General features: G+C 63.1%; 28 protein-coding genes. 7 read left to right on the forward strand and 21 right to left on the reverse strand.

The window, feature by feature from the left end; genetic code table 11:
* Window positions 1–280: 280 nt before the first annotated feature.
* The 4 genes from GGR38_RS14550 to mtgA all read left to right on the forward strand — a co-directional run bounded on the left by GGR38_RS14550 (window position 281) and on the right by mtgA (window position 4123).
* On the forward strand, window positions 281–640 hold the full coding sequence (locus tag GGR38_RS14550; protein ID WP_183626786.1) for a DMT family transporter: 360 nt from the start codon (window positions 281–283) through the stop codon (window positions 638–640).
* Window positions 640–1887: a hypothetical protein gene (locus tag GGR38_RS14555; protein WP_183626788.1), complete on the forward strand. Its 1248-nt coding sequence runs from the start codon at window positions 640–642 to the stop codon at window positions 1885–1887. The genes GGR38_RS14550 and GGR38_RS14555 overlap by 1 nt, the downstream gene beginning before the upstream one ends.
* On the forward strand, window positions 1877–3331 hold the full coding sequence (locus GGR38_RS14560; RefSeq protein ID WP_183626790.1) for a UbiA family prenyltransferase: 1455 nt from the start codon (window positions 1877–1879) through the stop codon (window positions 3329–3331). The genes GGR38_RS14555 and GGR38_RS14560 overlap by 11 nt, the downstream gene beginning before the upstream one ends.
* Window positions 3332–3397: 66 nt before the next feature.
* Complete coding sequence (mtgA, locus tag GGR38_RS14565; protein WP_183626792.1) at window positions 3398–4123, forward strand: monofunctional biosynthetic peptidoglycan transglycosylase; 726 nt, start codon at window positions 3398–3400, stop codon at window positions 4121–4123.
* Between the two features lie 322 nt (window positions 4124–4445).
* Here the strand turns inward: mtgA and GGR38_RS14570 are convergent, their stop codons facing one another.
* Entirely contained in the window at window positions 4446–7037 is a 2592-nt protein-coding gene (locus tag GGR38_RS14570; RefSeq protein WP_183626794.1) for a TonB-dependent receptor, read from the reverse strand.
* Window positions 7038–7362: 325 nt separating this feature from the next.
* Between GGR38_RS14570 and GGR38_RS14575 the strand changes: the two genes are divergently transcribed.
* A complete protein-coding gene (locus GGR38_RS14575) occupies window positions 7363–8343 on the forward strand; it encodes a cation diffusion facilitator family transporter (protein ID WP_183626796.1) in 981 nt (326 codons plus the stop codon).
* A gap of 251 nt (window positions 8344–8594) precedes the next feature.
* Here the strand turns inward: GGR38_RS14575 and GGR38_RS14580 are convergent, their stop codons facing one another.
* Entirely contained in the window at window positions 8595–9917 is a 1323-nt protein-coding gene (locus GGR38_RS14580) for a dihydroorotase (RefSeq protein ID WP_183626798.1), read from the reverse strand.
* A 305-nt stretch (window positions 9918–10222) separates the two neighbouring features.
* Here GGR38_RS14580 and ygfZ point away from each other — a divergent pair, with 305 nt between their 5' ends.
* Window positions 10223–10945, forward strand: coding sequence for a CAF17-like 4Fe-4S cluster assembly/insertion protein YgfZ (ygfZ, locus tag GGR38_RS14585; RefSeq protein WP_183626800.1), 723 nt, complete (start codon window positions 10223–10225; stop codon window positions 10943–10945).
* Here the strand turns inward: ygfZ and GGR38_RS14590 are convergent.
* From GGR38_RS14590 to rplU, 4 genes are all read right to left on the reverse strand, one after another.
* Complete coding sequence (locus GGR38_RS14590; protein WP_172341806.1) at window positions 10929–11537, reverse strand: TetR/AcrR family transcriptional regulator; 609 nt, start codon at window positions 11535–11537, stop codon at window positions 10929–10931. The genes ygfZ and GGR38_RS14590 overlap by 17 nt on opposite strands.
* Window positions 11538–11717: 180 nt before the next feature.
* Window positions 11718–12287 carry a GNAT family N-acetyltransferase gene (locus tag GGR38_RS14595; protein WP_183626802.1) on the reverse strand — a complete coding sequence of 190 codons (570 nt, stop codon included), beginning with the start codon at window positions 12285–12287 and terminating at the stop codon, window positions 11718–11720.
* Window positions 12288–12607: 320 nt separating this feature from the next.
* Window positions 12608–12877: a 50S ribosomal protein L27 gene (rpmA, locus tag GGR38_RS14600; RefSeq protein WP_183626804.1), complete on the reverse strand. Its 270-nt coding sequence runs from the start codon at window positions 12875–12877 to the stop codon at window positions 12608–12610.
* An 18-nt stretch (window positions 12878–12895) separates the two neighbouring features.
* Window positions 12896–13198 (reverse strand): 50S ribosomal protein L21, encoded by a 303-nt coding sequence (rplU, locus tag GGR38_RS14605; RefSeq protein WP_172341809.1) that lies wholly within the window; start codon window positions 13196–13198, stop codon window positions 12896–12898.
* Window positions 13199–13473: 275 nt separating this feature from the next.
* On the opposite strand from rplU, the gene GGR38_RS14610 reads away from it, so the two are divergent.
* Window positions 13474–14061: a hypothetical protein gene (locus tag GGR38_RS14610; protein WP_183626806.1), complete on the forward strand. Its 588-nt coding sequence runs from the start codon at window positions 13474–13476 to the stop codon at window positions 14059–14061.
* 9 nt (window positions 14062–14070) lie between these two features.
* Here the strand turns inward: GGR38_RS14610 and GGR38_RS14615 are convergent, their stop codons facing one another.
* From GGR38_RS14615 to coxB, 15 genes are all read right to left on the reverse strand, one after another.
* Window positions 14071–14541, reverse strand: a complete 471-nt coding sequence (locus GGR38_RS14615; protein ID WP_183626808.1) for a molybdenum cofactor biosynthesis protein MoaE — start codon at window positions 14539–14541, stop codon at window positions 14071–14073.
* Entirely contained in the window at window positions 14538–14774 is a 237-nt protein-coding gene (locus GGR38_RS14620) for a MoaD/ThiS family protein (RefSeq protein ID WP_183626810.1), read from the reverse strand. The genes GGR38_RS14615 and GGR38_RS14620 overlap by 4 nt, the downstream gene beginning before the upstream one ends.
* Complete coding sequence (gene moaA, locus GGR38_RS14625; RefSeq protein ID WP_183626813.1) at window positions 14774–15784, reverse strand: GTP 3',8-cyclase MoaA; 1011 nt, start codon at window positions 15782–15784, stop codon at window positions 14774–14776. The genes GGR38_RS14620 and moaA overlap by 1 nt, the downstream gene beginning before the upstream one ends.
* A 4-nt stretch (window positions 15785–15788) precedes the next feature.
* Window positions 15789–16124, reverse strand: a complete 336-nt coding sequence (locus GGR38_RS14630) for a Rossmann fold domain-containing protein (RefSeq protein WP_183626815.1) — start codon at window positions 16122–16124, stop codon at window positions 15789–15791.
* On the reverse strand, window positions 16125–16496 hold the full coding sequence (locus tag GGR38_RS14635; RefSeq protein WP_183627019.1) for a dihydroneopterin aldolase: 372 nt from the start codon (window positions 16494–16496) through the stop codon (window positions 16125–16127).
* Between the two features lie 345 nt (window positions 16497–16841).
* Entirely contained in the window at window positions 16842–17726 is an 885-nt protein-coding gene (locus GGR38_RS14640; RefSeq protein ID WP_183626817.1) for a class I SAM-dependent rRNA methyltransferase, read from the reverse strand.
* Window positions 17726–19126 carry a threonine synthase gene (gene thrC / locus GGR38_RS14645; protein WP_183626819.1) on the reverse strand — a complete coding sequence of 467 codons (1401 nt, stop codon included), beginning with the start codon at window positions 19124–19126 and terminating at the stop codon, window positions 17726–17728. Before thrC ends, GGR38_RS14640 begins: the two co-directional genes overlap by 1 nt.
* Window positions 19127–19446: 320 nt before the next feature.
* On the reverse strand, window positions 19447–20091 hold the full coding sequence (locus GGR38_RS14650; RefSeq protein WP_183626821.1) for an SURF1 family cytochrome oxidase biogenesis protein: 645 nt from the start codon (window positions 20089–20091) through the stop codon (window positions 19447–19449).
* Complete coding sequence (locus tag GGR38_RS14655; RefSeq protein ID WP_183626823.1) at window positions 20088–20489, reverse strand: DUF983 domain-containing protein; 402 nt, start codon at window positions 20487–20489, stop codon at window positions 20088–20090. The genes GGR38_RS14650 and GGR38_RS14655 overlap by 4 nt, the downstream gene beginning before the upstream one ends.
* The gene (locus GGR38_RS14660) at window positions 20482–21312 is read right to left on the reverse strand and encodes a cytochrome c oxidase subunit 3 (protein ID WP_172341817.1); all 831 of its coding nucleotides are present in this window, start codon (window positions 21310–21312) and stop codon (window positions 20482–20484) included. The genes GGR38_RS14655 and GGR38_RS14660 overlap by 8 nt, the downstream gene beginning before the upstream one ends.
* Window positions 21313–21465: 153 nt before the next feature.
* A complete protein-coding gene (locus tag GGR38_RS14665; RefSeq protein ID WP_183626825.1) occupies window positions 21466–22029 on the reverse strand; it encodes a cytochrome c oxidase assembly protein in 564 nt (187 codons plus the stop codon).
* 3 nt (window positions 22030–22032) lie between these two features.
* On the reverse strand, window positions 22033–22176 hold the full coding sequence (locus tag GGR38_RS14670) for a hypothetical protein (protein WP_183627045.1): 144 nt from the start codon (window positions 22174–22176) through the stop codon (window positions 22033–22035).
* Entirely contained in the window at window positions 22173–23126 is a 954-nt protein-coding gene (locus tag GGR38_RS14675; protein ID WP_183626827.1) for a heme o synthase, read from the reverse strand. The genes GGR38_RS14670 and GGR38_RS14675 overlap by 4 nt, the downstream gene beginning before the upstream one ends.
* A 126-nt stretch (window positions 23127–23252) precedes the next feature.
* Window positions 23253–24944, reverse strand: a complete 1692-nt coding sequence (gene ctaD / locus GGR38_RS14680) for a cytochrome c oxidase subunit I (RefSeq protein WP_172341820.1) — start codon at window positions 24942–24944, stop codon at window positions 23253–23255.
* A gap of 25 nt (window positions 24945–24969) precedes the next feature.
* Window positions 24970–25926 carry a cytochrome c oxidase subunit II gene (gene coxB, locus GGR38_RS14685; RefSeq protein WP_246404711.1) on the reverse strand — a complete coding sequence of 319 codons (957 nt, stop codon included), beginning with the start codon at window positions 25924–25926 and terminating at the stop codon, window positions 24970–24972.
* Window positions 25927–26065 lie beyond the last annotated feature (139 nt).

Here is a 26065-nt window from a genome sequence, read left to right on the forward strand (position 1 = left end):
GATCATACAGCCTGCCACCCCGATGGGTCGGCCTGACCTTCGTGTGCATCACTTACAATTGATCGACTCTCTTTGATCCCGATCAAGCGGGGCTCCCCGCGGCGCGCCTGTGCGCATTGGGATGCAGCACGAGTCATAAATTTAAGCAAATTCTTGAGGCAGAGATGCGCCCCGTCTTAACCTTCCGCCGCGCTTCGTCTCATTCCGGCACAGGGGTGGTTACCGCGCTATCGGCCTCCTCTCTTTCGCGCGATACGGACCGTGACCGAAGGAGGAATCGATGCAACCGGCCCTTTTGATGCTGATCCTGACCAGCGTGGCCATGTCGGCCATTGCGCAATTGCTGCTCAAAATGGGCGTGGGCGGGGTGCGTGCCGATGGCGCGGGCGCCGGCATCGCATTCCTGCAATCGCCATGGGTGATCGCGGGCTTTGGCCTTTATGGGCTGGGGGCGATCCTGTGGCTCTATGTGCTGGCCCGCCTGCCGCTAAGCGCGGCCTATCCCTTTGTCGGCCTCGGCTTCATCCTGACCATGGCGCTGGGCGTGCTGGCGCTGGGCGAGAGCATCAGCCCGATCCGCATCGCGGGCACCTTGCTGATCGCGCTGGGCTGCGTCTGCGTTTCAAGGAGCATCGCATAATGGCCGCCACCCCCGCCCCCGAGCGCGCGCCTGCGCTGTCGATCAATTCGCTGCTGCTGCTGGCGCTGACGATCCGTCTGGCCGCCCATTTCGCCCTGCCCCAACCGTTGCAGAGCGATGGTCTGGCTTATTTCACCTTGGCCCAGACGATGGCCGATGGCGGATGGCCGGTCGATAATCTGGGCCAGCATGCCTTTTATTCCATCGGCTACCCGCTGGTGCTGGCGCCCTTCTTCGCGCTGCTGGGGGCTTCGGCTCAGGTGGCCTTTGGGGTCAATCTGGCGCTCGCGCTGGTCACGGGCGTGCTGATCGTGCTGCTGGCGCGTGAGGCGGGTCTGAGCGATCTGGGGCGCAAGCTGGCGCTGCTGGGCTATGCGCTGTGGCTGCCGGGGATCTGGAACTGCACGATGCTGGCGCGGGAAAATCTCTCGACGCCGCTGCTGGTCGCGGTGGTGTGGCTGGCGCTGCGCCTGCTGCGTTCGCCCTCCAGTCTTGGGCTGGCGGCGGCCACGGGTGCGGTCTGGGGCGCGGCGGTGCTGGCGGGCAGTTCGGCGCTGCCGCTGATCGCCGCGCCCTTGCTGGCGCTGCTGCTGGGCGGTTCGCTGCGGCGCGCGGTGGTTCCGGCGCTGGCGATGGGCATGGGCGCCGCGCTGGTGCTGGCCCCTTGGGCGATGGCCACGCAGGTCATGCTGGGCCGCCCCACGCTTTCCACCAACACCGGCTTCAACCTCTATATCGGCAATAATCCTGCGGCCACCGGGCGCTTTGTCTCGATCGCCGCCACGCCCATCGGCCCGCAATGGCACGCCATGCGCGAAAACCTTGGCGAGGCGGGCGCCAGCGCCGCGCTGGGCGCGATGGCGCGCGACTGGATGGCGCATAATCCCGCCGAAGTCGTCCGCCTGGCCACCGTCAAGCTGGCCGCGTTCTGGGCGCCCAATCTGCCGGACTCGAATGATTTCGCCCTTTCGCCCGCTGTCACCTATGTCCGCCTGTTCGAGGTCGTGCAGTACCTGCTCTTCCTCACGCTGGCCGGGCTCTGCCTGCTGCTGCCGGGGATCGGCCGCCCGCGTCAGATCGCGCTGATGGGCGCCATCGCCGGTTTCTGGGCGCTGCATGGCCTCGCCTATATCATCGACCGCTATCGCGATCCGGTCATGCCCTTGCTGATCGTGATGGCATCGGCGGCGCTGGCAGAAATCGTCACCAATCGTCTGGCCCGCAGGGAGAGCGCCCATGCTGCATGAACGCATCACCGATGAAACCCCTCTGGTGGTCGATCTGGACCGCACGCTGATTTCGGGCGACGTGGCGATGGAAGCCTGCGTGACCGAGGCTAAGCGCGGGTTTGGCGCGCTGCTGGTCCTGCTCTGGACGATGATCCGGGGGCGGGCGCGGCTCAAGACCCTGCTGGCACGGCGCGCACCGGTCGATCCGGCCTCGCTCACCTACCGCCCCGAGGTGCTGGAGCTGATCGCCCATGCCCGCCGCCAGCGCCGCCGCGTGGTGCTGGCCAGCGCGGCCCATTGGCGCAATGCGCGCCGCGTGGCCGCCCATCTCGGCCTGTTTGACGAGGTGATCGCCAGCGGCGCGCGGCGCAACGCCAAGGGCGGCGCGAAACTGACCGCGATCCGTGCGTCATTGGGCAACCAGCCTTTCGACTATGTGGGTGATTGCGGGGCCGACCGCCGCATCTGGCGCGAGGCGCGCGTCGCCTATACCGTCGAGGCCGCCACCGGCGTGCACCACGAAGAACGCCTCGCCCCGGCGCGCAGCCGGTTGCGCGCGCTGGTGAAAGCCGCCCGCCCGCATCAATGGGCCAAGAACGCGCTGGTCTTTGTGCCGCTGGCCTCTTCGGGCCTGCTGGCCAATCCCCATGCTATCGGCCAGTCGCTCCTCGCCTTTGCCGCGATGAGCCTGATCGCCTCCTCGGTCTATCTGCTCAACGACCTGCTCGATATCGAGAGCGACCGCCAGCACGCCAAGAAGCGCCACCGCCCGCTGGCCAGCGGCGCGCTGCCGATCCCCCATGCGCTGGTGGCCTGCGTGGCCTTTGCGGGCGCGGGTCTGGCGCTGGCGTGGCAATTGGGCCTGCCAAGCTTTTCGGCCATGGCGACCTATTTCGCGCTGACGCTGGCCTATTCGATGCGGTTGAAGGCGGCGATGATCGCCGATGTGCTCACGCTCGCCTGCCTCTATACGATCCGCATCATCGCGGGGGCGGCGGCGATTGCGGTGCCGGTATCGTCCTGGCTGCTGCTGTTCAGCGTGTTCTTCTTCCTCAGCCTCGGCTACCTGAAGCGCTATGTCGAATTGCGCAGCAGCGCGCGTGAGCCCGACGAATTGCTTTCCGGGCGCGGCTATACCCGTTCCGACACCGAGATCGTCGCAATCAGCGGGCTGGCCGCGGGCATGGTCTCGATCCTCGTCATGGTGCTGTTCGCCGAGGCGATGGGCAAGACCGGCGCCTATGCTACGCCGCAATTGCTCTGGCTGCTGCCGCTGCCGCTGCTCTACTGGCTCAACCGCATCTGGATGATGGGCCGCCGGGGACAGGTCGACAGCGATCCGGTCGCCTTTGCCATTACCGATGCCAAGAGCATTGCCGTGGGCGCGTCGCTGGGGGGCATTCTGGTGGTCGCCAAATTTGCCGCCATCGGCCATTGGCTGCCGCAATTGGGCATTGCGTGAAGCGCAACTGGGGATCGCCTAAAGCGCCGCTTGTCAGGCTCCCCTCTCCCTCGCTAGATTGCCGCCATGGCACGCTTCTTCGCCCGCCCCGGGCCAAACCGTAGTTCCCGTTTCCGCCTCGGCTGGTATCTGGCCATGGCCATCCTGTGGTTTGTCGGCCTTTCGGTGGGCATCACGCTGATCTATCGCGTGGTGCCGCCGCCCGTCACGCTGACCATGCTGTTTGACCACAACGGGTTCAACAAATCATGGACCCCCCTCTCGCGCATCGACCGCAAGATGGTGGACGCGGTCATCGCGGGCGAGGATTCGCGCTTTTGCATCCACCACGGCTTTGACGGCGCCGGCATCGAATATGCACTGGAACGCAATCTGGCGGGCGACGGCAGCAAATTGCGCGGCGGATCGACCATCAGCCAGCAGACCGCGAAAAACACCTTCCTCTGGCAGGGCAGCGGCATCACCCGCTATATCCGCAAGGGGCTGGAGGCGTGGTTCACCGTGCTGATCGAAAACCTGTGGCCCAAGCGGCGGATTATGGAAGTCTATCTCAACGTCGCGGAAACCGGCATCGGCACCTATGGCGTCGAGGCAGGCGCACAGCGCTATTTCCGCCACTCCGCCGCCAACCTGACCCAGATCGAAGCCGCCCGCATCGCGGCTGCTCTGCCCAGCCCCAAAAAGCGCGCCGTGGTGGGGGCGACAGGATTTACGCGTCGTCATGGCAACACCATTGCCAAGCGGTCGGGTGTGGTACGGCGGAACGATCAGGATGATTGTATTTATCAGTGAAGGTTAGGTGCCTCCGGCGGGCAAAGGGCGGGGGCCCTTTGCAATCCCGTTACTGTTAGCGTTGGGGATTAAGTTCAGCCAAGGTGCATGGACGCAGCGTTGGCATTTTGAAAGCCTGCGGCGCCTTTCAGCCAGACCTATCCGCGCCGCAGGCCTTTAACCGCAGCCCAGCACACTCGGCCATGAATAGTGCGCAACCCCAATAACGGGATTGCAAAGGGGCCCCGCCCTTTGCCCGCCGGAGGCATAAAACCCATCCCCAAACCAAAAAGGGCGCCCCCGCGCGGGAGCGCCCTTTCCGTTTTCCTAGGCCGGTTAAGGCTTAGAACGCCACGCTAAGCGTCGCCACGACGGTGCGCGGGGTCGCCAGATAGACGGTCGGGATGGTGGTTGCGCCAACCGGGGTCGACGAGCTGGTGAAGCCGCCGACGTAGAACTGGTTGAACAGGTTGGTGACGTTGAGCTGGATGAAGCTCTTGTCCGACTTGAGACCGGCGATCGCCAGCTTCATGCGGGCCGACAGATCAACCGTGGTGTAGGACGGCAGCGTTGCCGAGTTCACCTGAACGTTCGAGCTGTTGTAGGACGGCAGGTTTTCCGAGTTGATGTAGCGCTTGCCGTTGTTCTTGATCGACACGTTCAGGCTGAACGGATCGAAGTCGGCGCTCAGCACCGCACCGGCGGTATAGATCGGCACGCCCGATTCGCGCTTACCGGCGGTGGTGTAATAGGTGAAGGTGCCATCGCTGCGCAGGATCGTGTTACCGTTGATGATCGTGCTGCTCGTGCCCTTGCCCGCCAGCGTATCGTTGATGATGCGCGACTTGTTGTACGAACCGAAAGCATAGACCGAGAAGTGCTCGTCAACCTTCCAGTTCAGCGTGGCGTCGAAGCCGTACTTCTCCACCTTGCCAAGGTTGGTATAGATCGAGGTCTGGGTATCCTGATTATAGACCTGCGAAATCTTGTTGTTGAACATGGTGTACCAACCGCCCAACGAGGCGCTCAGACGACCGAAGCGGGCGCGCAGGCCGGCGTCGAAATTGTCCGAGGTTTCAAGCTTGGGCACGCCATAGTTCGAGCTGGTCGGATAGTAGAACGAACCGTAGAGCGAGTCCGTACCCGGAACCTGAAGGCCCTGCGAATAGTTGGCGAAGAGCGAGGTGCCCTGAGCCAGAGCCAGCGTGAAGCCGACGTTGGGCAGCACACGGCTATAGTTGAAATTGCGGTTCTGCGGCCCGGCATAACCCGTCACGGCATTGGTCGTGGCGTTATAGGTATAGGGGTTGGCAGCAGCGAATGCGGCCTGATCCTGCACGCTGGGGCAATAGAAGTTGCTGCCGGCGGTGTCTGCGGTGAAGCAGTAGTTGGTCAGGTTGCGCTTGAAGAAGGGCGCGCGCACACCGGCCAGAACGTCGAGCTTACCGTCGAAGAACTTGCCGTTATATTCCGCCGAAACCTGATGCAGGATCGCATAGGACAGACGGTTGCGCTTCTGGATCGAGCTGCCGTAACGATCCTTGATCGCAAGGTCGATCGGGAAGTAGGTCGCGTAATAGCCGGTGGTGGTGTTGATATAGGTCAGCTCGCCGGTCTGCTTGTGGCGACCGCGGTCATACGAATAACCGACACGCAGCGTGTTGTTCGGATTGATCTTCCAGCGCAGCGAGGTCAGCAGGCCGATACGGTTGGTTTCGGTCTCGCTGGCGTTGCCCACCAGAATGCCGGTGTCCAGCACGCCATTGCCGTTCACATCGTTGCCAGCGAAATAGCCCGAAGCCGTGCTGCTGCCCGAAGGATAGATGACAAAACCGGTCAGACCGTTGGGCGAAACGCCTTCGCTCAGCGTGGTCACGCCGCCGCCATTGGCCTTGGTGTACTGGAAGCTGGGATCGATGGTCAGCGTCAGATTGTCGGCCAGCGTGAAGCGCGAGTTCATGCGCAGGTTGGCTGTGCGCGAGGGGTTATAGCGGCATTCGAACGCGCCATAGCCGGTGGTCGACTTGGTCGAGCTGGTCGTGTCGGCGCAGTTGATCGTGTATTGCGCTTCGTCCCAGCTGTAGGGCGTGCGGCCGCTGCTCGACGAGTTGACCGGACGGCTCCCCGAATTTTCGGTGTAGAGCGACATTGAGGGCGCAAAGTTGTTGCGGTTGAAGTTGAAGTGACCGGCCAGCGAGATAAAGTCGCCATTGTCGCCCAGCGGCTGCTTCACCTTGAAGTTGAGCTGTTGCTTGGCCACCTTGCCGCCCGTGTTGGGCAGGAAGCGGTTCGAAGCCACCGAAGCGGCGAACCAAGCCTTCAGGCCCGCATTGGTGATATTGCCGGTGTCGACCGAGATGAAGCCGCGCTTGTAGCTGAGGTCACCGGCCGAACCCACGGCCATGACCTGCGCCTTTTCCAGCGGATCGCGCGAACGATAGTTGACGGTCGAACCGGTGGCGGCGGCCGTCGGGCTGTCCACGTCGGTCGAACCCAGGTTGACGCTGACCTGTTCGATCAGTTCGGAGTCGAGCTGCTGGTTCGAATAGAGCGCATAGTTGCCGGTATCGTTGGTCGGCATACCGTCAAAGGTCTGCGAGATACGGCTGCTGTCGAAACCGCGGATGAACATGTTGCCGCCCGACGAACCGAACGGATCGGCGTTGTAGAACGACACGCCCGGCACCATATTGATCACGTCGTTGATCGTCTGGCCCGGCGCGCTCTTGGAAATGAAGCTCTGGTCCAGCACCTGCTTGGCCTTGGGCGTGGCGGGAATGTCCACGCCGTTGATCGCCTTGGCCTTGGTGCCGGTCACCACGATGGTGTTTTCAAAGTCGACCGCGCCGGTCGACTGAGCGAAAGCGGGCGATGCAACCGCTGCTGCAATCGCGAAAGAACTTACGGCCAAAGCCGAATTTTTGATAATGCGCATGCTGAATGCCCCTGCATGACAATTTTGTGTCAAAACCGCCGAAATGCCCCCGTCCGAGCGACGAAAATCATTCGGATGCAAAACACCTAACGATGTTTGAGAGGCTTCTAAACAGCGGTTTGTGACGCAATTTTGACACAAAACGGGGCGTGCGACAGGCTGATGCCGCAAAAGGCAAGATTGTTTCCCACACAATTGACATTGATGTAACTTTGTTACGGTCTTGACGAAATTCATATGGAATTTAAATGTCGGCCCCAAATTCCGCTGTTGCGAATTGGGCCGCAGTGCGACATTTGTGCAACGCAGCAGATCGGGAAAAACCATGGGCATCGGCCACCATCACCATCATCACCACGATCATGGCGAATCGCATGGCGGCAAAGATCACCATGGACATCATCATGGGCATGGCCACCACCACGGATCGGGCGCCACCCATGGCACCGCCTTTGCCGTGGCCACATCGCTCAACATCCTGTTTGTTCTGATAGAAACCGCCGCGGGCTTTATCGGCCATTCCACCGCGCTGCTGGCCGATGCCGGGCATAATCTGTCCGACGTGCTCTCGCTCTTGCTGGCATGGGGGGCAAGCCGCCTTGCCGCGCGGGCGCCATCGCGCCGCTTCACCTATGGCATGAAGAGCGCCTCGATCCTGGCCGCTCTGGCCAATGCGGCGCTGCTCTGGGTGGCGCTGGGGGCGATCCTGATCGAGACCTTGCAGAAATTTGCCTCGCCCGAACCGGCGGCGGCGGGGTTGATGATGGCGGTGGCGGCGGCAGGCATCGCGGTCAACGGCCTCTCGGCGCTGCTCTTTGCGCGGGGCAGCAAGGATGACCTCAACCTGCGCGCGGCGTTTCAGCACCTGATGGCCGATGCGGCAGTATCAGCGGGCGTGGTGCTGGCGGGTCTGGCCATCCACTTCACCGCATGGAACTGGATCGACCCCGTCACCAGCCTCGCCATCACGCTGATGATCGCGCTGGGCAGCTGGTCGATGCTGAAAGAGTCGGTGCAGATGGGCCTGCTGGCCGTCCCCGCCTCGGTGAATGAGGAAAAGCTGCGCGCCTTCCTCCTTGCCCGCCCCGGCATCGCCGCGCTCCACGACCTTCACGTCTGGCCGATCAGCACCACCGACACCGCCATGACCGCCCATATCATCATGCCCGGCGGCCATCCGGGGGACGCGTTTTTGCATGGGCTGGCGCATGATCTGGAGCATGATTTCGGCATCGGTCATGCCACGATCCAGGTCGAGACCGATGGCGGGCATGAGTGTGCGCTGCATTCGGATGAGGTGGTTTAAGGGAGGGGTTTATGCCTCCGGCGGGCAAAGGGTCTCGACCCTTTGCAATCCCATTATAGGGTTTTGAATTGAAATCGCCGCGCCACATATGATGAAAGCCTGCGGCGCGGCGATCTTACGCAGACCAGCACCGCAGGCTTTCAAAACCCAAACATCGCGCCCGACACCAAAGGCCGAACCCGATACACACCGCCGACAGTCACGGGATTGCAAAGGGCCTTCGCCCTTTGCCCGCCGGAGGCACCCTTGCTTTACAGCGCCCCGGCAAACTTCAACGGCTCACCCACGGCGCTGTCGGCCAGTTGGGCCTCCCACATCACCTGATGCCCGCGAATGATGGTGCCAAGGACGCGGCCCTTCAGCTCCATGCCGGTATAGGGCGACCAGCCGCAGCGGCTCTGCAACCAGTCTTCGGTGACGGTGAACTGGCCCTTCAGGTCCACCACGGTAAAGTCAGCGTCATAACCCACCGCGATGCGACCCTTGGCCTGCAGGCCAAAGATGCGCTGAACGCCCGCGCTGGTCATGTCGATCAGGCGAGCCAGCGTCATCCGCCCGTTCAGCACATGGTCGAGCATCAGCGGCAGCAGCGTCTGCACGCCGGGCATGCCGCTGGGCGAAGCGGGATAGGGCTTGGCCTTTTCCTCAATCGTGTGGGGCGCATGGTCGGAACCGATCACGTCGGGCACGCCCTGCTGCAGCCAATGCCACAGGCCATCGACATGCTCGCCGCTGCGGATCGGCGGGTTCATCTGGGCATAGGTGCCAAGGCGCGGATAGGCTTCCTCGCCGCGCAGCGTCAGGTGCTGGGGCGTGACTTCGCAGGAAGCGATGTCGCGGTGCTGGCTGATGAGTTCCAGCTCGGCAGGCGTGGTCACATGCAGAATGTGGATAGGCCGCCGCGCCGCGCGGGCCAGCTTGAGAATACGCTTGGTCGCCAGCAGCGCGCTTTCATCGTCGCGCCAAACGGGGTGGCTCGACGGATCGCCCTCGACGCGCAGATCCTTGCGCGCATTCATGCGGTCCTCATCCTCGGCATGGATGGCCACGCGGCGCGTGCCATGGGCCAGCACGCGGGCCAGTTCCTCGTCATGCGCGACCAGCAGGCTGCCGGTGGAAGCGCCCATGAAGATCTTGACGCCCGCCGTGCCCGGAATGCGCTCCAGCTCGGCCAGATCAGGCGCGTTGGCGGCGGTGGCCCCCACATAGAACGCATGATCGCACCACATGCGATGGTGCGCACGTTCAAGCTTGTCATGCACGCGCATCACCGAATCGGTGTTCGGATTGGTGTTGGGCATTTCAAACACGGCGGTGATCCCGCCCATCACCGCACAGCGGCTGCCGCTCTCCAGATCTTCCTTATACTCCAGCCCCGGCTCGCGGAAATGGACCTGCGAATCGATCACACCGGGCAGGACGTCCAGCCCCGTGCAATCAATCCGCCGCGCCGCATCGGGGAAACTGCCTATGCCAACGATTTTGCCATCGCAGACGGCAACATCAACCTGTGCGGGGCCAGAGGGAGTGTGGACAGTGCCACCGGTGAGGACAAGGTCTATCGCTTGGGTCATGCTTTGCGCTTTGCCACAGGTTGGGGTGAAGATGAAGGTTTAGATGCGAGGGACTCGTCCCTCGCGCTCCCATGGCTGTATGCGTTGCGCATTGGGTTCGGCCTTGGGTGCCTGACGCTACATTGAATTTTCAAAGCCTGCGGCGCCTTTAGCCCAAGGCCGCCGCGCCGCAGGCTTTCGAACCACCACCCACTACGCGGCAAATCCAGCCCCCATTAATGGGATTGCAAAGGGACCGTGTCCCTTTGCCCGCCGGAGGCATAAACCCTCTTCCCTTTTCTCCTCATCATCCCCACCTAGACACCATGACAAAACTTGCCACCCGCGCCGTGATCCGCCTGACCCCGACCGACCCGCAAGAAGACGTCCGCAAATTCCTGCAAGGCTTGGTGACGCAGGATGTCGTGCTGGGCGCATTGCCGACCTATGCCGCGCTGCTGACGCCGCAGGGCAAGGTGATCGCGGATTTCATCGTGTGGGCCGATGGGGCGGACCTGCTGCTGGATGTGGCGGCGGAACAGGCCGACGGGGTGGTCAAGCGCCTGTCGATGTACCGCCTGCGCCGCGCGATTGCGATTGCGCGGGATGAAGCGCTGGCCGCGCATTGGAGCCTGACGCCTCGCGATGGCGCCTCGCCCGATCCCAGACTTGCGGAATTGGGCTATCGCTGGCTGGCAGCCGATGATGATGCGCCGGTTGATGATGCCTATCTGGCCCATCGTCTGTCTTTGGGCGTGGCCGAAGGGCCCGAGATTGCCGATCTGCTCTGGCTGGAATGCAATGCCGTCGAACTGAACGGCGTGTCCTTCACCAAGGGCTGCTATGTCGGGCAGGAAAACACCGCGCGCATGAACTGGCGGCAAAAGGTCAACCGGCGCGTGGTGGTGGTGCCCGCCGCGCAATCGCGCCCGGATCGCCAGAGGGTGGACTATCCCGCACTGGGCCTGTCGGTTGAACATTGGCGGGTCGATGACATCGCCAACCCTCCCGTCTGGTTCACGCCGGAAGACATCACCCCAGAGGCGTAAGCGCCCGCTCCGCCGGGACAAGGCCCAGCCGCACCGCCTCGGTTTCGATCAGGCGGGCGGCCATTTCGCGGCTGGAATCGCGCGAAATTTCCAGCGAATCGGCCAATGACGCGCCAATCATCGAATCGCCCAGCGCCAGCAGCACCAACGTCTGCGTCACATGGCGCATGCAGACCTCGCCCGCGTCATGCACCTCGTCCACGATGGCGTGGATCGAGCGTACAATCGTGTCGAGCGCATCGACATTGCCGATCAACCGCATCCAGCTGACCAGTTGTCCGCCGCCCTGCTTGCCAAAGGCGTCAAAGGCCAGATCGACCACATCGCGGGCGCTGCCGCTGCCGTCCCGCTGGGCCAGAACGGCGCGCGCGACCGAGGCGCAGATCGACACCGCCATATGCTCGGCCAGCGCCTTTTGCAGTTCGGCCGCCGAACCAAAGTGATGCAGCAGATTGGCATGGGTACGCCCCACCCGCGCCGCCACAGCTTTCAGCGTCACGCCCTGCGGCCCCTGCTCAACCAGCAGATCGCGCGCCGCCTCCATCGCGGCATTGCGGCTTGCTTCGGGGGAGAGACGCTTCTTGGGGCCCATGTCTTATGTCCAAACAGTACAAGCCGACAGGCTCGCAAAACCACATCCCCAACCCATAATGGTTTAGGCGTAGTCAAGCAAGAAGCGAAAGCTTCGACCCACTAAAGCTGTAATTTTCATTCGCACATCAGCGTGTTTGCGTAATGTCAGACATATGAACATGGCACGCCGATGCGCCTGTCAGGCCGCCCGTCTCCCCTCCATACCGCCATCGGGCGAATCATCCTGATCACCATGCTCGGCGCAAAGCTCGATCTCGAACCGAGCCGAAGGACAAGCCTGCCCACGCCCCGCGCTGAAAATCGCGCCGCGCTCGTCCACCGGCCGGAAACCCAGGCGCCGCAGCACCAGGCCCGAAGCAGGATTATCCAGAAAATGCCGCCCGACCAGACGCTTATGCCCCAGCCCGCGCGCCAGCCCCAGCATCGCCCGCCCGGCCTCGGTGGCATAGCCCTGCCCCCAATGCGCGCGCGCGATCCAATAGCCGATGTTGGCCTCGCCCTCGATCTCGCTCAATCCGATCGAGCCGATCAGCGCGCTGCCTTCGGCGCCTGGACGCGTGATCAGGAAATGCGGCAGACGCCCATCCTGAGGCTGACCGGCGAACCAGCGCGCATCATTTTCGGTATAGGGCCAGGGCGCGCGCGCCAGATTGCGCACGATACCCTCGTCGTCGATCGCGGCGTGGATCGCGTTCCAGTCCTCTGGCCACGCGGGCCGCAGAAACAGCCGTTCGCTGCGGAAGAACATGTGTATCACTCCAAATCCCCGGTCCCGTTCGGGACGCTTTGATCCTCAGTCCCGCGCAGGATTACTATAGGCGCGCAGTGACATTGCGGTGACGACCGGCTTCAGCCCAGCGCATGCTGAACCGCATTGGACGCAAAATTGCCTTGATCGAACGCAAACCCACGTTTGCCTCCGAACTCTTTGGCTGCGTCCCACCGATCGGCGGGTGAAGGAGAGATACGAAAAGAGGGAGATGGGCCGGGCCCCTCTCCCTCGTTCAGCCAAGGCGTTCAAACCTTGGCGGGGCCATCCCATCAGGATGGCCCAGATAGACCATCCGCTTACTCGGCGGCTTCGGCCAACGCGTCAACCGACACGTATTTGCGGCCCAGCTTGCCTTCATGAAAGCGCACACGGCCTTCAATCAGCGAGAACAGCGTGTGGTCCTTGCCGATGCCGACGTTGGCGCCCGGATAAACCTTGGTGCCGCGCTGACGGATGATGATGTTGCCACCGATCACCAGCTGGCTGCCGAACTTCTTCACGCCAAGGCGCTTGGACTGCGAGTCGCGACCGTTACGCGACGAACCGCCTGCTTTCTTATGTGCCATTGTCGAAAACTCCTGAGCTTAGGCGGCCGCGACCGACACGATGCGCAGCAGCGTGAGCAGCTGGCGATGGCCGTTCTTGCGACGATAGTTGTGACGGCGGCGCTTCTTGAAAACGATCACCTTTTCCGACTTCGCCTGAGCGATGATCTCGGCCGAGACCACCACCTTCGAAGCGTCGGCGACAACGCCTTCTTCACCGGCCAGCAGAACTTCACCCAGCGTGATCGTCTCGCCGGCTTCACCAGCCAGCTTTTCGACCGCGATCTTGTCTCCGGCGGCGACCCGATACTGCTTACCGCCCGTGCGCACGATAGCGAACATGATGCAAATCCATTCAAAAAATTACGTGGCCGCCCCGGCCGCGTTTCCCGAAACCTGCCGCCAAGCCAAAGGCCGAGCAAGGCGGTTATTCGAGGAGCCGCGAGCGACGCGCCGACCCCCGCCACACACGGCAGGGTTCGGAAAGAAGCTGCGCCGTTAGTGCAACCGCCCCCGCCTGTCAATGCACCGCTTCACACAAAGGGCCATTTCCTCCCGGAAACTCTGGCCAATTTCTGCCCTCTGGCGCATGGACACAGGCGTGCTATGGCGCATCCATGCTTGGCTTTATCGCAAAATCCGCCTCATCGACAAGTGCGCAGCGTCACCGATTCGCACGCGCCCCCCGATTCGCTCCGCTGGCTCTGCTGATTCCCGCCCTGCTGGGGGGATGCAGCACCGCCTCCTATCCCTCGCTGGCGCGCCGGGCCGAGGAAAAGCCGATTGCCGCGCCCACGGCCGCCACCGGCAAGGCCGCCGCGCAGGACGGGGCCACGGCCGATCTCAATGCAAAGCTCGATTCGCTGCGCCGCGCCGCGCGCGATGCCGACAAGGCGTTTGCCGCCGCCCGCCCCGCCGTTGACAAGGCGCTTAACGCCGCCACGCGCGCCGCACCGGGCGACGAGGCATGGCAGCAGGCCAATCTGGCGCTGAGCGACCTTGAACGCCAGCGTGGCGCGCTGGGCCTTGTCGAGGGCGATATCGAGGAACTCTATGCGCAGGATCGTCTGGCCCATGCGCCCGAAAATCCCGATGCGCCGCGCGCAGCCGTCCAAATGATCGAGACCGCGCGAAGCGAGATCCTCGCCCTTGCCGCCGCGCAGGATCGCGTCCTTGCCGCCGCCCGCCGGAAATTGCCGCGTTAAACCTCGGCGTTAATCCTCGATCTGGCCCCAACGGGCCAGATCGGCATAATCTTGCTCGCGCGGTTCGACCCAGGCCCATTGTCCGCCGCGCTTTTCACGCTTCCAGAACCAGCTCTCGCTCTTCAGGTGGTCCATCGCGAAATCGGCAGCGGCAAAAGCGTCGCGCCGATGCCGCGAGGCCGCCGCCACCAGCACAATCGGATCGCCCGGTGCCATTTCGCCCACCCGGTGCCAGATCAGTAGGCCATCGAGCGCCCAGCGCCCCAGCACATCCTGCGCCAGCGCCTGCATCCCCGGCAGGGTGAGCGGCGCGTAATGCTGAAGCTCGAGCGCCTCGACATCATCGCCTTGCCCAGGGCTATCGGCTCTGACCTGCCCCAGAAAGCTGACCACCCCGCCCGATTGCGGATGGGCGACGGCAAAATCGCGCATCGCGTCTGCCGCATCAAACGCCTGTTCGATCAACCGGACCTCGATCATCCGCCGCTCACCGGGGGCAGAAAGGCCAGCTCATCGCCCGCCACCAACACCAGCCCATCACGCGCCACCAACGCGCCATTAAGCGCCAACCTGACCCGCGCGCCCGTCAAAGCCTGAACGAGATCGACCTCCAGCCCCGCGAGAATCGCCGCCAAAGGCCCCGGCGCCACCTCGCGCTCTGCCCCTCCGGCGAGATCCGCCAGACGCCCCAGAAACACCAGCCGCGCCATCATCACCCCCCCGTCATCGACATATGGCGCGGCAAGGCAGGCTCGGCGCCGGGGCGGTTGATTTCGAAATGGTGGCGCGCGGGCTTGATCCGCATCGCCTCGTCCAGCGCGGCTTCCAGCGCGCTTTCCGGCTCCTCACTGCGCAGCGCGGCGCGCAGGTCCACCTGCTCGCGTCCGCCAAGGCAGGCGAACAATTGCCCCGTGGCCGTCACGCGCACCCGGTTGCACCCATCGCAGAAATTGCTGGTGAGCGGCGTGATCAACCCCAACCGACCGCCGGTTTCCTCGACATGCCAGTATCGCGCCGGACCACCGCTGCGATGCGTATCCTCGGTCAGGGTAAAGCGCTGCTCCAGCCCGCTGCGCACCTGCGTCAGCGGCAGGTAGTGGTCGTAGCGATCCCCCTCCACCTCGCCCAGCGGCATGACCTCGATCAGCGTGATCTCATGGCCCGCACCATGCGCCCAGGCGACCAGATCGCCGATCTCGCCCTCATTCTCGCCTTTGAGCGCAACGGTGTTGATCTTGACCGCCAGCCCCGCCTCCCGCGCGGCGGCAATGCCTTCCAGCACCTGCGGCAACTGATCGCGCCGGGCGATGCGGGCAAATTTCTCGCGGTTCAGCGTATCAAGGCTGACATTGACTCGCCTGATGCCCGCCTCGCGCAGATCATCGACAAATTCGGCCAATCGCGTGCCATTGGTGGTGATGGTCAACTCGTCCAGACCATCGCCCAGCTTGCGCCCCAACGCCCGCACCAGCTCGATCATGTCGCGCCGCACCAAAGGCTCGCCCCCGGTCAGGCGGATTTTGCGCACGCCCCGCCCGATGAAACCCAGCGCCAGCTTGTGCAATTCCTCAAGGCTGAGCACTTCGGATTTGGGCAGAAAGGTCTGCCGCTCGGGCATGCAATAGGTGCAGCGCAGGTCGCACCGATCGATCACCGAAAGCCGCAGATAGGAAATCCGGCGTTGGAATTGATCGACCAAAGGCTGACGCGACGGCTGGTTCATGGAGTTAATCTATCACCGCTCCGGGCGCTTGGCTATCCAGTCTCAGGATTTGCCCGGTAATCCCTGGCGAGGCGGCCAAAAATGCGCAGGCCGCCGCAATCCCGGCCGGTTCGTCGCATTCCACTAGATTGGCCCGCGCCGGGGCGTAGGCCCGCGCCAGCCCCTGCACCGCGGCCAAACGCCAGGCGCGATGCTCATGCCCCGCCAGAGACATCACCAGCACCAGATCGCCATCGGCCAGCATCGTCTCGGCCTGGGCCAGCCATTGCGCATGAAAGGCCACCGCCGCAGCCAGAGGCGCGGCCGGCAGATCCTCGATGCTCAGAATATTATCAGCCACTTACCGCCGCTCGCGCGTCAGGGTCATACCGATCTTTTCCCCCGCCTCGCTGATGGCCAGCTTGACGATCTTGACCGTCACCGCCTCGACCCGCTCGTCCTGAAGGAACAGGGTTTCGGTAATATGATCGGCCACCGCCTCGATCAGAGTGAAATGCACGCCCTCGGGCAGCGCATCGCTGGCGGCGAATTTCAGATCCATGTAATTCTTGCTCGCCCCCAGCGGCGTGTCGGGCAAATAGCGGTCATAAGGCTTCAACCGCACGCTCACGCTGATGCGCAAGGGCTGCTTCTGGCCCGTTTCCTCCGAATAAACGCCCGTCAGAACGTCCACTTCGAAATCGGCCACTTCAAGAATCAGGCTGTCCGCCACGTTGGATGCTTTCACGATTGCAGGGGGTGTTTGCGCGCGGGCCGATGGCAGGTTGCGCGGGGGGAGTCCAGAAGGATTTAAGGGCAGGGCCTCCGGCGAGCAAAGGACGAGGCCCTTTGCAATCCCGATATTGTCAGCGTTGCGCGATAGCGGCGACCTATGGGTGTCGGACGCAACCTTGGAATTTTAAAGCCTGCGGCGCCAATCAGCCCGATGTGGCCGCGCCGCAGGCTTTACCAAACCATGCCGCACAAGCTTGGGAGCGGATGAAGCGCGACCCCATTAACGGGATTGCAAAGGGACCGAGTCCCTTTGCCCGCCGGAGGCAAACCTAACCCCTTATGCTCAATCCCGACGCCACCGCGCAAAGATCGCCGTGGGCAACATCCGCCCCGCACCATCCTCGCGCACCGCCAGATCGCCATGTTCGACATAGCCCGGCAGCCCGGCAAAGGCTTCGTCAAGCAACCCGGCAATGGCCAGCGAGGACATACGCACCGCATAGACCGTCAGGAACAGGAACCGGCTGTTTTCATCCAGCAATTGCCGAGCATCATGGATCAGGCCGGGCAGATGCTCTTCCAGACGCCAGACTTCACCATCCGGCCCGCGCCCGAATTTGGGCGGGTCCATGATGATGCCGTCATAGCGCTTGCCCCGGCGCACTTCGCGCGCGGTGAACTTGGCTGCATCATCGACGATCCAGCGCACCGGGCGGCTTTCCATGCCCGACAGGGCGGCGTTGACGCGCGCCTGCGCCACCGATTTCTTGCTGGCGTCCACATGGGTGACGGGGCCGTACTGGCTCAGCGCCAGCGTGCCGACGCCGGTATAGCCGAACAGGTTGAGCGTGCTGGCATCGCGGCGCTCGCCCAGTTGCTGCCCCATCCAGCCCCAGACCGGCGCCATATCGGGAAAGAAGCCCAGATGGCGGAAGGGCGTGCATTGCGCCGTGAACCCGACATCACCCCAGCTCAGCGGCCAGCCATCGCGCGGCACCGGCTTGGTATAGTTCCAGCGCCCGCCGCCATCTTCATCCGCACCCGGCACGAATTCGCCATGCGCGTCCCACTCGGCCATGCGCGGCTGCCACAAGGCCTGCGGTTCGGGGCGAATGAAGCGATAGTCGCCATAGCGCTCCAGCTTGCGCCCCGCGCCCGAATCGACCAGCCCGTAATCGGCCCAGCCCTCGCCGGTCAGCAGGACGGGTTGATGGATCAGCTCGGCCATTATGCCTTCGCGGTCGCCCGCTCGGCGACATAGGCGCAGACCGCGTCATAATCGCCGGGCAGTTCGGCATAGCGCTCTTCACGCTCGAACAGATCGCCCACGCGCTCGGGCAGGCCCGGACGGTGGCCGGTGCTGCGTTCCACCGCTTCGGGGAACTTGGCCGGATGGGCGGTGGCCAGCGTGACCACCGGGGTGCCCTTGGCGATCCCGGCGTTGCGCGCGGCATGGATACCGATGGCGGTATGCGGATCGAGCAATTCGCCCGCCGCTTCCCAGCCCCAGCGGATGGCCTGCGCCATTTCGTCGGCATCGGCGCGGGCCGACACGAACAAAGTCGATGCGCCTTCACGCTGCGCATTCGTCAGAGTCATGGCCTTGGTGGCCTCGAACCCGGCCATCTGCTCGGCCAGAGCCGCGCCATCACGGCCGCCCACATCGAACAGCAGGCGTTCGAAGTTCGACGACACCTGAATGTCCATGCTGGGCGCAGCCGTCGGCGTCACCGTCCCGGCCGAATAATCGCCGGTCGAGAGAGCGCGATGCAGAATGTCGTTCACATTGGTGGCGACGATCAGCTTGGCAATCGGCAGGCCCATCTGCGCGGCGACATAGCCGGCAAACACGTCACCGAAATTGCCGGTGGGGACGCTGAAGGCCACTTCGCGTTCCGGTGCGCCCAGTTGCAGCGCGGCGGCGAAGTAATAGACCACCTGCGCCATCAGGCGCGCCCAGTTGATCGAATTCACCGCGCCGATGTTGAAACGGTCGGTCACGGCCTTGTCGTTGAAAATGCGCTTCACCATCGCCTGCGCATCGTCGAAGCTGCCCTCGATGGCGATGTTATAGACGTTGGGGGCCAGCACCGTCGTCATCTGACGGCGCTGAACATCGCTCACGCGGCCCTTTGGGTGCAGCATGAAGATGTCGACCTTGGCGCGGCCCGCCACTGCGTCAATCGCCGCGCTGCCGGTGTCGCCGCTGGTGGCGCCAACGATGGTCAGGTTCTGCGGGCTGCGGCCCAGGAATTCTTCAAACAGCAGGCCCAGCAGTTGCAGCGCCACATCCTTGAACGCCAGCGTCGGGCCGTGGAACAGTTCCAGCAACCACTGCTGCTCATCCAACTGCTTCAAAGGCGTGACGGCGGCATGCGAAAACCGGCCATAAGCCGCCGTGGTCAGCTCCAGCAGGCGCTCATAGCTCAGGCTGTCGCCCACGAAAGGCGCCATCACCTTGGCCGCCAGCTCCGCATAGGGCAAGCCCGCAAACGCGGCGATCTCTTGCCTAGAAAAACGCGGCCATTCGCGGGGCACATAAAGCCCGCCGTCGCTGGCCAGACCAGCCAGAGTCGCGCCTTCAAAATCAAGAACCGGTGCGTTACCGCGCGTGGAGATATATTCCATGGGATTCCCTGTCCGTTTGGGCCGCCCGTTAGCGGGAGAGGCGCGCAGGGGCAAGGGTTTTGCGGGATTCAGGGGTTTTTATGCCTTGGGGCGCAGGTCGGGGGATGCCTCCGGCGGGCAAAGGGTCTCGACCCTTTGCAATCCCATTATGGGGGTGCGCTTGCCCGGCCATGGGGTCTTATCAGGTGGGGCTATTAAAGCGAACTCGCGCTGAATGGCGCCGCAGGCTTTCAAATACTAACGGTGCGCCCTACACCCATCGGCCAAACCCATGACGCAACGCAGACAGTAACGGGAGCGCGAGGGACTAGTCCCTCGCATCATTCTCCTTCTTCTTCCGCCCCCAAAACCCTTTTCCGAACCGCCACCCCATAAATCACCAAAGCGGTCAGCGCGAAAAGGAACCACTGCACCGCATAGGACAGATGGTTATTGGGCAAATCACGCGGATCAGGCGTCGCATTCCCCGCCAGCCCGGCCAGCGCCGGATCGGCCACGACATGATGGGCAAATTCGCCCCCCGGCACGACCAGCCCCTGCACCCGCCCGCCGGCCCATGTCACAGGCGCGGGCTTATTGCTCCACCCCAGCACAACATCGGCCAGCACGCCCTTAGGGGGCTCGGTTGGGCGGAACCCCTGCGTATCGACCGGCGCGGTCAGGCATCGCGCGATATGCGCCCACCCCGCCTGCCCCGCCGCATTGCGCCCCGACTGGGCCGAGATCTGCAACACCTGCTGACACCAGAATTCGGTGCGGTGGAAATCGCGAACATCCGATGCCTTATACCGCCACACCTCGCCGATCGAGACCGGGCTGCGGTCCCCCTGCGCGGCCGTAAAACGGGCGATCTTGGCCTCTTTCTGCGCCAGTCGGTCAAGCTGCCAAAGGCCGAGGTGGACCATATAGCCAGCCGCCGCCAGCACCAGCAGCGTGGGGATCACAGGCAATCTACGCCAGTTCATCGCGAATCGACATCCTTTGCGCCTGCTTCACTCGCCCGCCGCTGATACTCCGCCGTCATCAGCGCGGCCTTGGACACGCGCAGCCCATAGAGCGTGGGCACAACCACCAACGGCACCAGCACCGCGACATAGACCCACACCGGCGGATCGACATCCAGCGCCAGCCATGCCGCAACACCCGCCGCCAGCGCCCCCACCCCAAAGGTCAAAAAGGCCGCCGGGCCATCACCCACGTTGAACGCGCCAAAATCCAGCCCGCATTGTTCACAACGCGGCGCAAAATGGGCGATGCCCGCAAACAGACCCTTGGCCCCGCAGCGCGGGCACAAACCGAACAGGGCAGCCGAGACGATTCCCGGCTGCCCTGCTGATGGTGAATTCGGCGTCTGATCAGTCAACCGCAAAGCCCCAATTGCCCCAGATGTAGATGCACACGAAGAGGAACAGCCACACCACGTCGACGAAGTGCCAATACCAGGCGGCAGCCTCGAAGCCGAAATGCTGGCGCGGGGTGAAATCGCCGCGATAGGTGCGCGCAAGGCAGACCGCGAGGAAGATCGTGCCCACGATCACATGGAAGCCGTGGAAGCCGGTCGCCATGTAGAAGGCCGAACCATAGGTGTTCTTGCCAAAGGCGAAGGGCGCATGGGCATATTCAAACGCCTGAAGGCTGCTGAACAGGATGCCAAGGATGATGGTCAGCCACAGGCCCTTCTTCAGGCCCGAACGGTCGCCATGGATCAGGCTGTGATGCGCCCATGTCACGGTCGTGCCCGAAAGCAGCAGGATCATCGTGTTGAGCAGCGGCAGGTCGAAAGCGTCAAGGACAGCTTCGAGTTCCTTGGGCGGCCATTGCCCGCCCACCACCTTGGAAATGGTCGAGGGAAACAGCGAGAAATCGAAGAAGGCCCAGAACCAGCCGACGAAGAACATGACTTCCGAGGCAATGAACAGGATCATGCCATAGCGCTGATGCAGCTGCACCACCGGCGTATGATCGCCCGCATGGGCCTCGTTCACGATCTTGTTGAACCAGGTGAACATGGCCGCCAGCAACAGCGCCAGCCCTGCCCAAGGCACGATATGGCCCAGCGCCCCGAACGTATCGGGGTGCATCATGAACACCATGCCGGTGGTAAAGGTGAAAGCCCCGATCGTGGTGGTCAAAGGCACCAGATCAGGCGGCAGGATATGGTAGTCATGTGTCTTGCCAGAGGCCATCGCATTCATCCCCTTTTTGCCATGGGTGCGGGCCTGTTGCGGCCTCTGTCCCCCCGGGCATTGTTGTGTTCGAACCTATCTTTCCTGCGCCGCCCGGTCCAGCATGATTTGCAAGGCGAAAAGCGCTGATTTCTTAACCCATACCCGCCGGACTTACGCCCCCGGCACGCGGTGGAATGTGTAACTCAATGTGATCTGCTCCAAAGATTTGAGGTCCTTGTCCTCAAGGATCTTGGGATCGACGTAATAGCTGACCGGCATGGCCACGCTTTGGCCCGGTTGCAGCGTCTGCTGGGTAAAGCAGAAGCAGGCCACCTTGGTGAAATAGCGCGCCGCCTCATCGGGCGAGACGTTGAAACTGGCCGCCCCGGTGATCGGCTTGTCCGACGTGTTATGCGCTTCGAAAATGGCGAGCGTGCGCGCGCCGATGGCCACGGTCTGCGTGGTCTGGCGCGGGCGGAAATGCCACGGCATGCCCGGATCGACATTGGCGTCGAAACGCACCGACATCGTCCGCCCCGCTGCGATTTTCACCCCCGCCGCCTGCGCCTCGCTGGCCCGTTGCGGCGTGCCGCCAAAGCCGGTGGCCTGACAGAAAATCCGATAGAGCGGCACCGAGGCATAACCCAGCCCAGCCATCCCCAGCGCCACCGCCCCCGCGATCATCGCCACGCGGCGGTTGCGGTTTTGCGGCGCGGGCGGGGTCAGGCTGGTCATGGATCAATGCCCCATCTTGGCAATGGTGATGGCAAAGAACAGCACCACCAGCCCCAGCAGCACCAGACCCAGCGCCTTGTTGCGCCCGGCGATGATGCGCTTGCGCTCCTCCATCTTGCTTGCGTCCATGTTGATCGGCTCGCTCACAAATATCCTCCGATGATCGGCACCCAGCGATCCGCCACCAGCGCGGCGAACAGGGCGAACAGATAAAGCACCGAAAAAGCGAAAAGCTGCTTTTCCGGCTTCATGGAATCGTCCTCGTCGCGGCGCACGCGGAAACCAACCCGGATCGCCAGCAACAGGAACAGCGTGGACAGCACGCCCGCCGACACGCCGTAAATCCACCCCGGCCCGCCATCGCTCTTGGGCAGAAACACCGGCAGCAGCGTCAAAGGCAGCAACAGCACCGAATAAGCAAAGATCTGGCGCCGGGTGGATTTCTCCCCCGCCACCACCGGCATCATCGGAATGCCCACCTTGGCGTAATCAGTCTTCACAAACAGCGCCAGCGCCCAAAAATGGGGCGGCGTCCACATGAAGATGATCATGAACAGCAGCACCGGCATCCATGTGATATGGCCCGTGACCGCCACCCAGCCGATCATCGGCGGAAAGGCCCCCGCCCCGCCGCCGATCACAATATTCTGCGGCGTGCGCGGTTTCAGCCAGACCGTATAGACCAGCGCATAATAAACAATCGAACCGGCAAGGATCAGCGCACAAAGCCATCCCGCCGCCAACCCCATGGTCAGCACCGACAGACCTGCCAGCGCCATGCCGAAATCGCGCGCCGATTCGCGCTCCATCCGCCCGGCGGGCAAGGGCCGCTTGGCGGTGCGCTTCATCCCCGCGTCAATATCGGCTTCCCACCACTGGTTGAGCGCGGCAGCCCCGCCGGCGCCCACCGCGATGCACAAAATCGTGGCGAATCCGATCACCGGATTGATATGCCCCGGCGCCGCCAGCAATCCGCAAAGGCCGGTGAAAATCACCAGCGTCATCACGCGCGGCTTGGTCAGGGCGAAGAAATCGCGCCAGTCGGCAGGCTGACGGGCGGCGGGTGTGGCGCCATTGTTGGCAGGGGGGATGCTCATGGGCATTCCCCCTTGCGCCATTGCGCCGCGATGTAAAGGGAGCACAAGCGACATGGCTGTCCCTTCGAGTGACAGATGCGGCCGGATTGCAGGCGCCCGAAGCCAGTTCGGACGCCCCAATCGATCTTAATGGTGATCTTCGTCCTTGATCACCGGCACGGTTTCGAACTGGTGGAACGGCGGCGGGCTGGACAGCGTCCATTCCAGCGTCGTGGCGCCCTCGCCCCAGTAATTGCCCTCGGCCTTTTTGCCCATGGTGAAGGCATAGATGATGTTGATCAGCCAGATGCCGATCGACACCGCCATCACCATATAGCCGATCGTGGCGATATGGTTCCAATAGGCATAGGCAGGCGTAAAGTCAGGATAACGGCGCGGCATGCCCTGCATCCCGAGGAAATGCATCGGGAAAAAGATCATGTTCACGCCGACGAAGAACACCGCGAAATGCAGATAGGACAACAATTCTGAGTGCCAGCGCCCGCTCATCTTGGGGAACCAGTAATAGAAACCGGCAAACAGCGAGGTCACCGCGCCCAGCGAGAGCACATAGTGGAAGTGACCCACCACGTAATAGGTGTCCTGAAGATTGTCGTCCAAGCCGCCATTGGCCAGTTCAACGCCGGTAACGCCGCCCACGGTGAACAGGAAGATGAAGCCGATGGCCCAGACCATGGGCGAGGCAAAGCGGATCGAACCGCCCCACATCGTCGCGATCCACGAGAAGATCTTGATGCCGGTAGGCACCGCGATCACCATCGTGGCGGTGGTGAAATACATCTTAACATCTTCGGACAGGCCGGTGGTGTACATGTGGTGCGCCCACACGACAAAGCCCACCACGCCGATCGCCACCATGGCATAGGCCATGCCCAGATAGCCGAACACCGGCTTGCGGCTGAAGGTGCTGACGATCTGGCTGATGATGCCGAAACCGGGCAGGATCATGATGTAAACTTCGGGGTGGCCGAAGAACCAGAACAGATGCTGGAACAGCACCGGATCGCCGCCGCCCGCGGCATCAAAGAAGGTGGTGTGGAAATTGCGGTCGGTCAACAGCATCGTGATGGCAGCCGCCAGCACCGGCAGCGCCAGCAGCAGCAGGAACGCGGTGACCAGCACCGACCAGACAAACAGCGGCATCTTGTGCAGGGTCATGCCCGGCGCGCGCATGTTGAAGATGGTAGTGATGAAATTGATCGCGCCCATGATCGAGCCCGCACCGGCAAGGTGCAGCGAGAAGATCGCGAAGTCCACCGCCGGCCCCTGCGAACCCGAGGTCGAGAGCGGCGCATAGGCCGTCCAGCCGATCCCCGCGCCCTGGCCCGTGCCGCCCGGCACAAAGGCCGAGCAGAGCAGCGAGCAGAAACCCGCCACCGTCAGCCAGAACGAGATGTTGTTCATGCGCGGAAAGGCCATGTCGGGCGCGCCGATCATGATCGGCACAAACCAGTTGCCAAAGCCGCCGATGATCGCGGGCATAACCATGAAGAACACCATGATCAGGCCATGGGCCGTGATCAACACGTTCCACAGGTGCAATTGCTGGTCAAAACTGGGATTTTTCGTGCCCAGCAGATCGGCAAAGAACCCCAGATACTGAATACCCGGCTGCGCCAGTTCGGCGCGCATGATGCCGGAAATCGCGCCGCCGATGATCCCCGCCGTGATGGCGAAGATCAGATAGAGCGTGCCGATATCCTTGTGGTTGGTCGACATGAACCAGCGGGCGAAAAAGCCCGGCTTGTGATCATGATCGTGGTGATCATGCACATGCCCATCGGAATGGGCGTGAAATTCGTCTGCGATGGTAGCCATTGTTCTTCAAACCCTCGCGTAAAAGTTATTCGCCGGACGAGGCGGCGGCAGCCACCTCAGTCCCCGAAGCGGCTTCGGCAGCAGGCGCGGCGGCGGCAGCGACAGGGGCCGCAGCAGGCGCCTCGGGCGCGCCGTCGATCTTGGCCCCGGCATGCGTCATCACCCATGCGTTATACTGGGGACGGGGCAAAGCCTCGACCACGATCGGCATATAACCGTGACGCGCGCCGCAAAGCTCGCTGCACTGGCCATAATAGACGCCCGGTTCCTTGACGAAGAGCACCTTCTCGTTGATCCGCCCCGGCACCGCGTCCAGCTTGAACCACAGCGAGGGGACCGCAAAGGAGTGGATCACATCCGCGCCCGTGGTCTGTAGGCGAATCGGTTCGCCCACCGGCACCACCATGCGGTTGTCGGCGGCCAGCTGCGGCGGCTCGCCGCGCTTGATCGCTTCTTCGTGGCTCAGCATGTTGCTGGTCACTTCGAACTCGCCATTGTCGGGATAGGCATAGGTCCAGTACCACTGGTTGCCGATGGCCTTGATGGTCAGCGCTTCCTTGGGCGGCGTCTTGAACTGATGGGCCAGCAGCTTCATCGAGGGCACGAAGACCACCAGCAGGATCAGCACCGGAATGCCGGTCCACACCACTTCGAGCAGCGTGTTGTGGCTGGTCTTGCTGGGTACCGGATTGGCGCGCGAATTATAGCGGATCATGACCCAGATCAGCAGGCCCAGCACGAAAGCCGTAGTCGCGATCAGCACGGTCATCACGATATTATCGTGCATCCACAAGGCTTCAAGCCCGGTGGGGGAATATTGGGTTTGAAAGGTCAGCCCGCCGTCAACCGGCATGCCCTTGCCGGGCGTGGGCTTCATCGGGGTATAGCCGCCCGGCGCCACGGCCAGACGATCGGCAGCAGCATGAACCGCCCCCGCCGCAATCAGCGCCAGCCCCGGCAATGTTTTCAAGGCAAGACGCAACGTTCGGCGCCCGAAGGCCCCGGATACTTCTCCCAAAATCATGGCCTACGTTCTTTCTTCTTCGCCGCTCGGAAGAAAAGCCCCCTCCTCGTCCGGCGTCCCACAGGCATGGGGACTTTTGTCCCTTAGGAACAGGGTG

This window comes from Novosphingobium sediminicola (assembly GCF_014196525.1).
Classification (GTDB): domain Bacteria; phylum Pseudomonadota; class Alphaproteobacteria; order Sphingomonadales; family Sphingomonadaceae; genus Novosphingobium; species Novosphingobium sediminicola.

What these genes read in the sequence shown, in the direction of transcription:
- moaA (WP_183626813.1), bottom strand. Translation starts at nt 15,784, where the DNA reads ATGAACCAGCCGTCGCGTCAGCCTTTGGTCGATCAATTCCAACGCCGG.
- GGR38_RS14555 (WP_183626788.1), top strand. Translation starts at nt 640, where the DNA reads ATGGCCGCCACCCCCGCCCCCGAGCGCGCGCCTGCGCTGTCGATCAAT.
- GGR38_RS14615 (WP_183626808.1), bottom strand. Translation starts at nt 14,541, where the DNA reads ATGATCGAGGTCCGGTTGATCGAACAGGCGTTTGATGCGGCAGACGCG.
- rpmA (WP_183626804.1), bottom strand. Translation starts at nt 12,877, where the DNA reads ATGGCACATAAGAAAGCAGGCGGTTCGTCGCGTAACGGTCGCGACTCG.
- GGR38_RS14570 (WP_183626794.1), bottom strand. Translation starts at nt 7,037, where the DNA reads ATGCGCATTATCAAAAATTCGGCTTTGGCCGTAAGTTCTTTCGCGATT.
- GGR38_RS14620 (WP_183626810.1), bottom strand. Translation starts at nt 14,774, where the DNA reads ATGATGGCGCGGCTGGTGTTTCTGGGGCGTCTGGCGGATCTCGCCGGA.
- thrC (WP_183626819.1), bottom strand. Translation starts at nt 19,126, where the DNA reads ATGGAATATATCTCCACGCGCGGTAACGCACCGGTTCTTGATTTTGAA.
- GGR38_RS14590 (WP_172341806.1), bottom strand. Translation starts at nt 11,537, where the DNA reads ATGGGCCCCAAGAAGCGTCTCTCCCCCGAAGCAAGCCGCAATGCCGCG.
- GGR38_RS14665 (WP_183626825.1), bottom strand. Translation starts at nt 22,029, where the DNA reads ATGACCAGCCTGACCCCGCCCGCGCCGCAAAACCGCAACCGCCGCGTG.
- mtgA (WP_183626792.1), top strand. Translation starts at nt 3,398, where the DNA reads ATGGCACGCTTCTTCGCCCGCCCCGGGCCAAACCGTAGTTCCCGTTTC.
- GGR38_RS14640 (WP_183626817.1), bottom strand. Translation starts at nt 17,726, where the DNA reads ATGGCCGAGCTGATCCATCAACCCGTCCTGCTGACCGGCGAGGGCTGG.
- GGR38_RS14595 (WP_183626802.1), bottom strand. Translation starts at nt 12,287, where the DNA reads ATGTTCTTCCGCAGCGAACGGCTGTTTCTGCGGCCCGCGTGGCCAGAG.
- GGR38_RS14560 (WP_183626790.1), top strand. Translation starts at nt 1,877, where the DNA reads ATGCTGCATGAACGCATCACCGATGAAACCCCTCTGGTGGTCGATCTG.
- GGR38_RS14580 (WP_183626798.1), bottom strand. Translation starts at nt 9,917, where the DNA reads ATGACCCAAGCGATAGACCTTGTCCTCACCGGTGGCACTGTCCACACT.
- GGR38_RS14550 (WP_183626786.1), top strand. Translation starts at nt 281, where the DNA reads ATGCAACCGGCCCTTTTGATGCTGATCCTGACCAGCGTGGCCATGTCG.
- GGR38_RS14650 (WP_183626821.1), bottom strand. Translation starts at nt 20,091, where the DNA reads ATGAACTGGCGTAGATTGCCTGTGATCCCCACGCTGCTGGTGCTGGCG.
- GGR38_RS14575 (WP_183626796.1), top strand. Translation starts at nt 7,363, where the DNA reads ATGGGCATCGGCCACCATCACCATCATCACCACGATCATGGCGAATCG.
- ygfZ (WP_183626800.1), top strand. Translation starts at nt 10,223, where the DNA reads ATGACAAAACTTGCCACCCGCGCCGTGATCCGCCTGACCCCGACCGAC.
- GGR38_RS14660 (WP_172341817.1), bottom strand. Translation starts at nt 21,312, where the DNA reads ATGGCCTCTGGCAAGACACATGACTACCATATCCTGCCGCCTGATCTG.
- rplU (WP_172341809.1), bottom strand. Translation starts at nt 13,198, where the DNA reads ATGTTCGCTATCGTGCGCACGGGCGGTAAGCAGTATCGGGTCGCCGCC.
- GGR38_RS14675 (WP_183626827.1), bottom strand. Translation starts at nt 23,126, where the DNA reads ATGAGCATCCCCCCTGCCAACAATGGCGCCACACCCGCCGCCCGTCAG.
- ctaD (WP_172341820.1), bottom strand. Translation starts at nt 24,944, where the DNA reads ATGGCTACCATCGCAGACGAATTTCACGCCCATTCCGATGGGCATGTG.
- GGR38_RS14610 (WP_183626806.1), top strand. Translation starts at nt 13,474, where the DNA reads ATGCTTGGCTTTATCGCAAAATCCGCCTCATCGACAAGTGCGCAGCGT.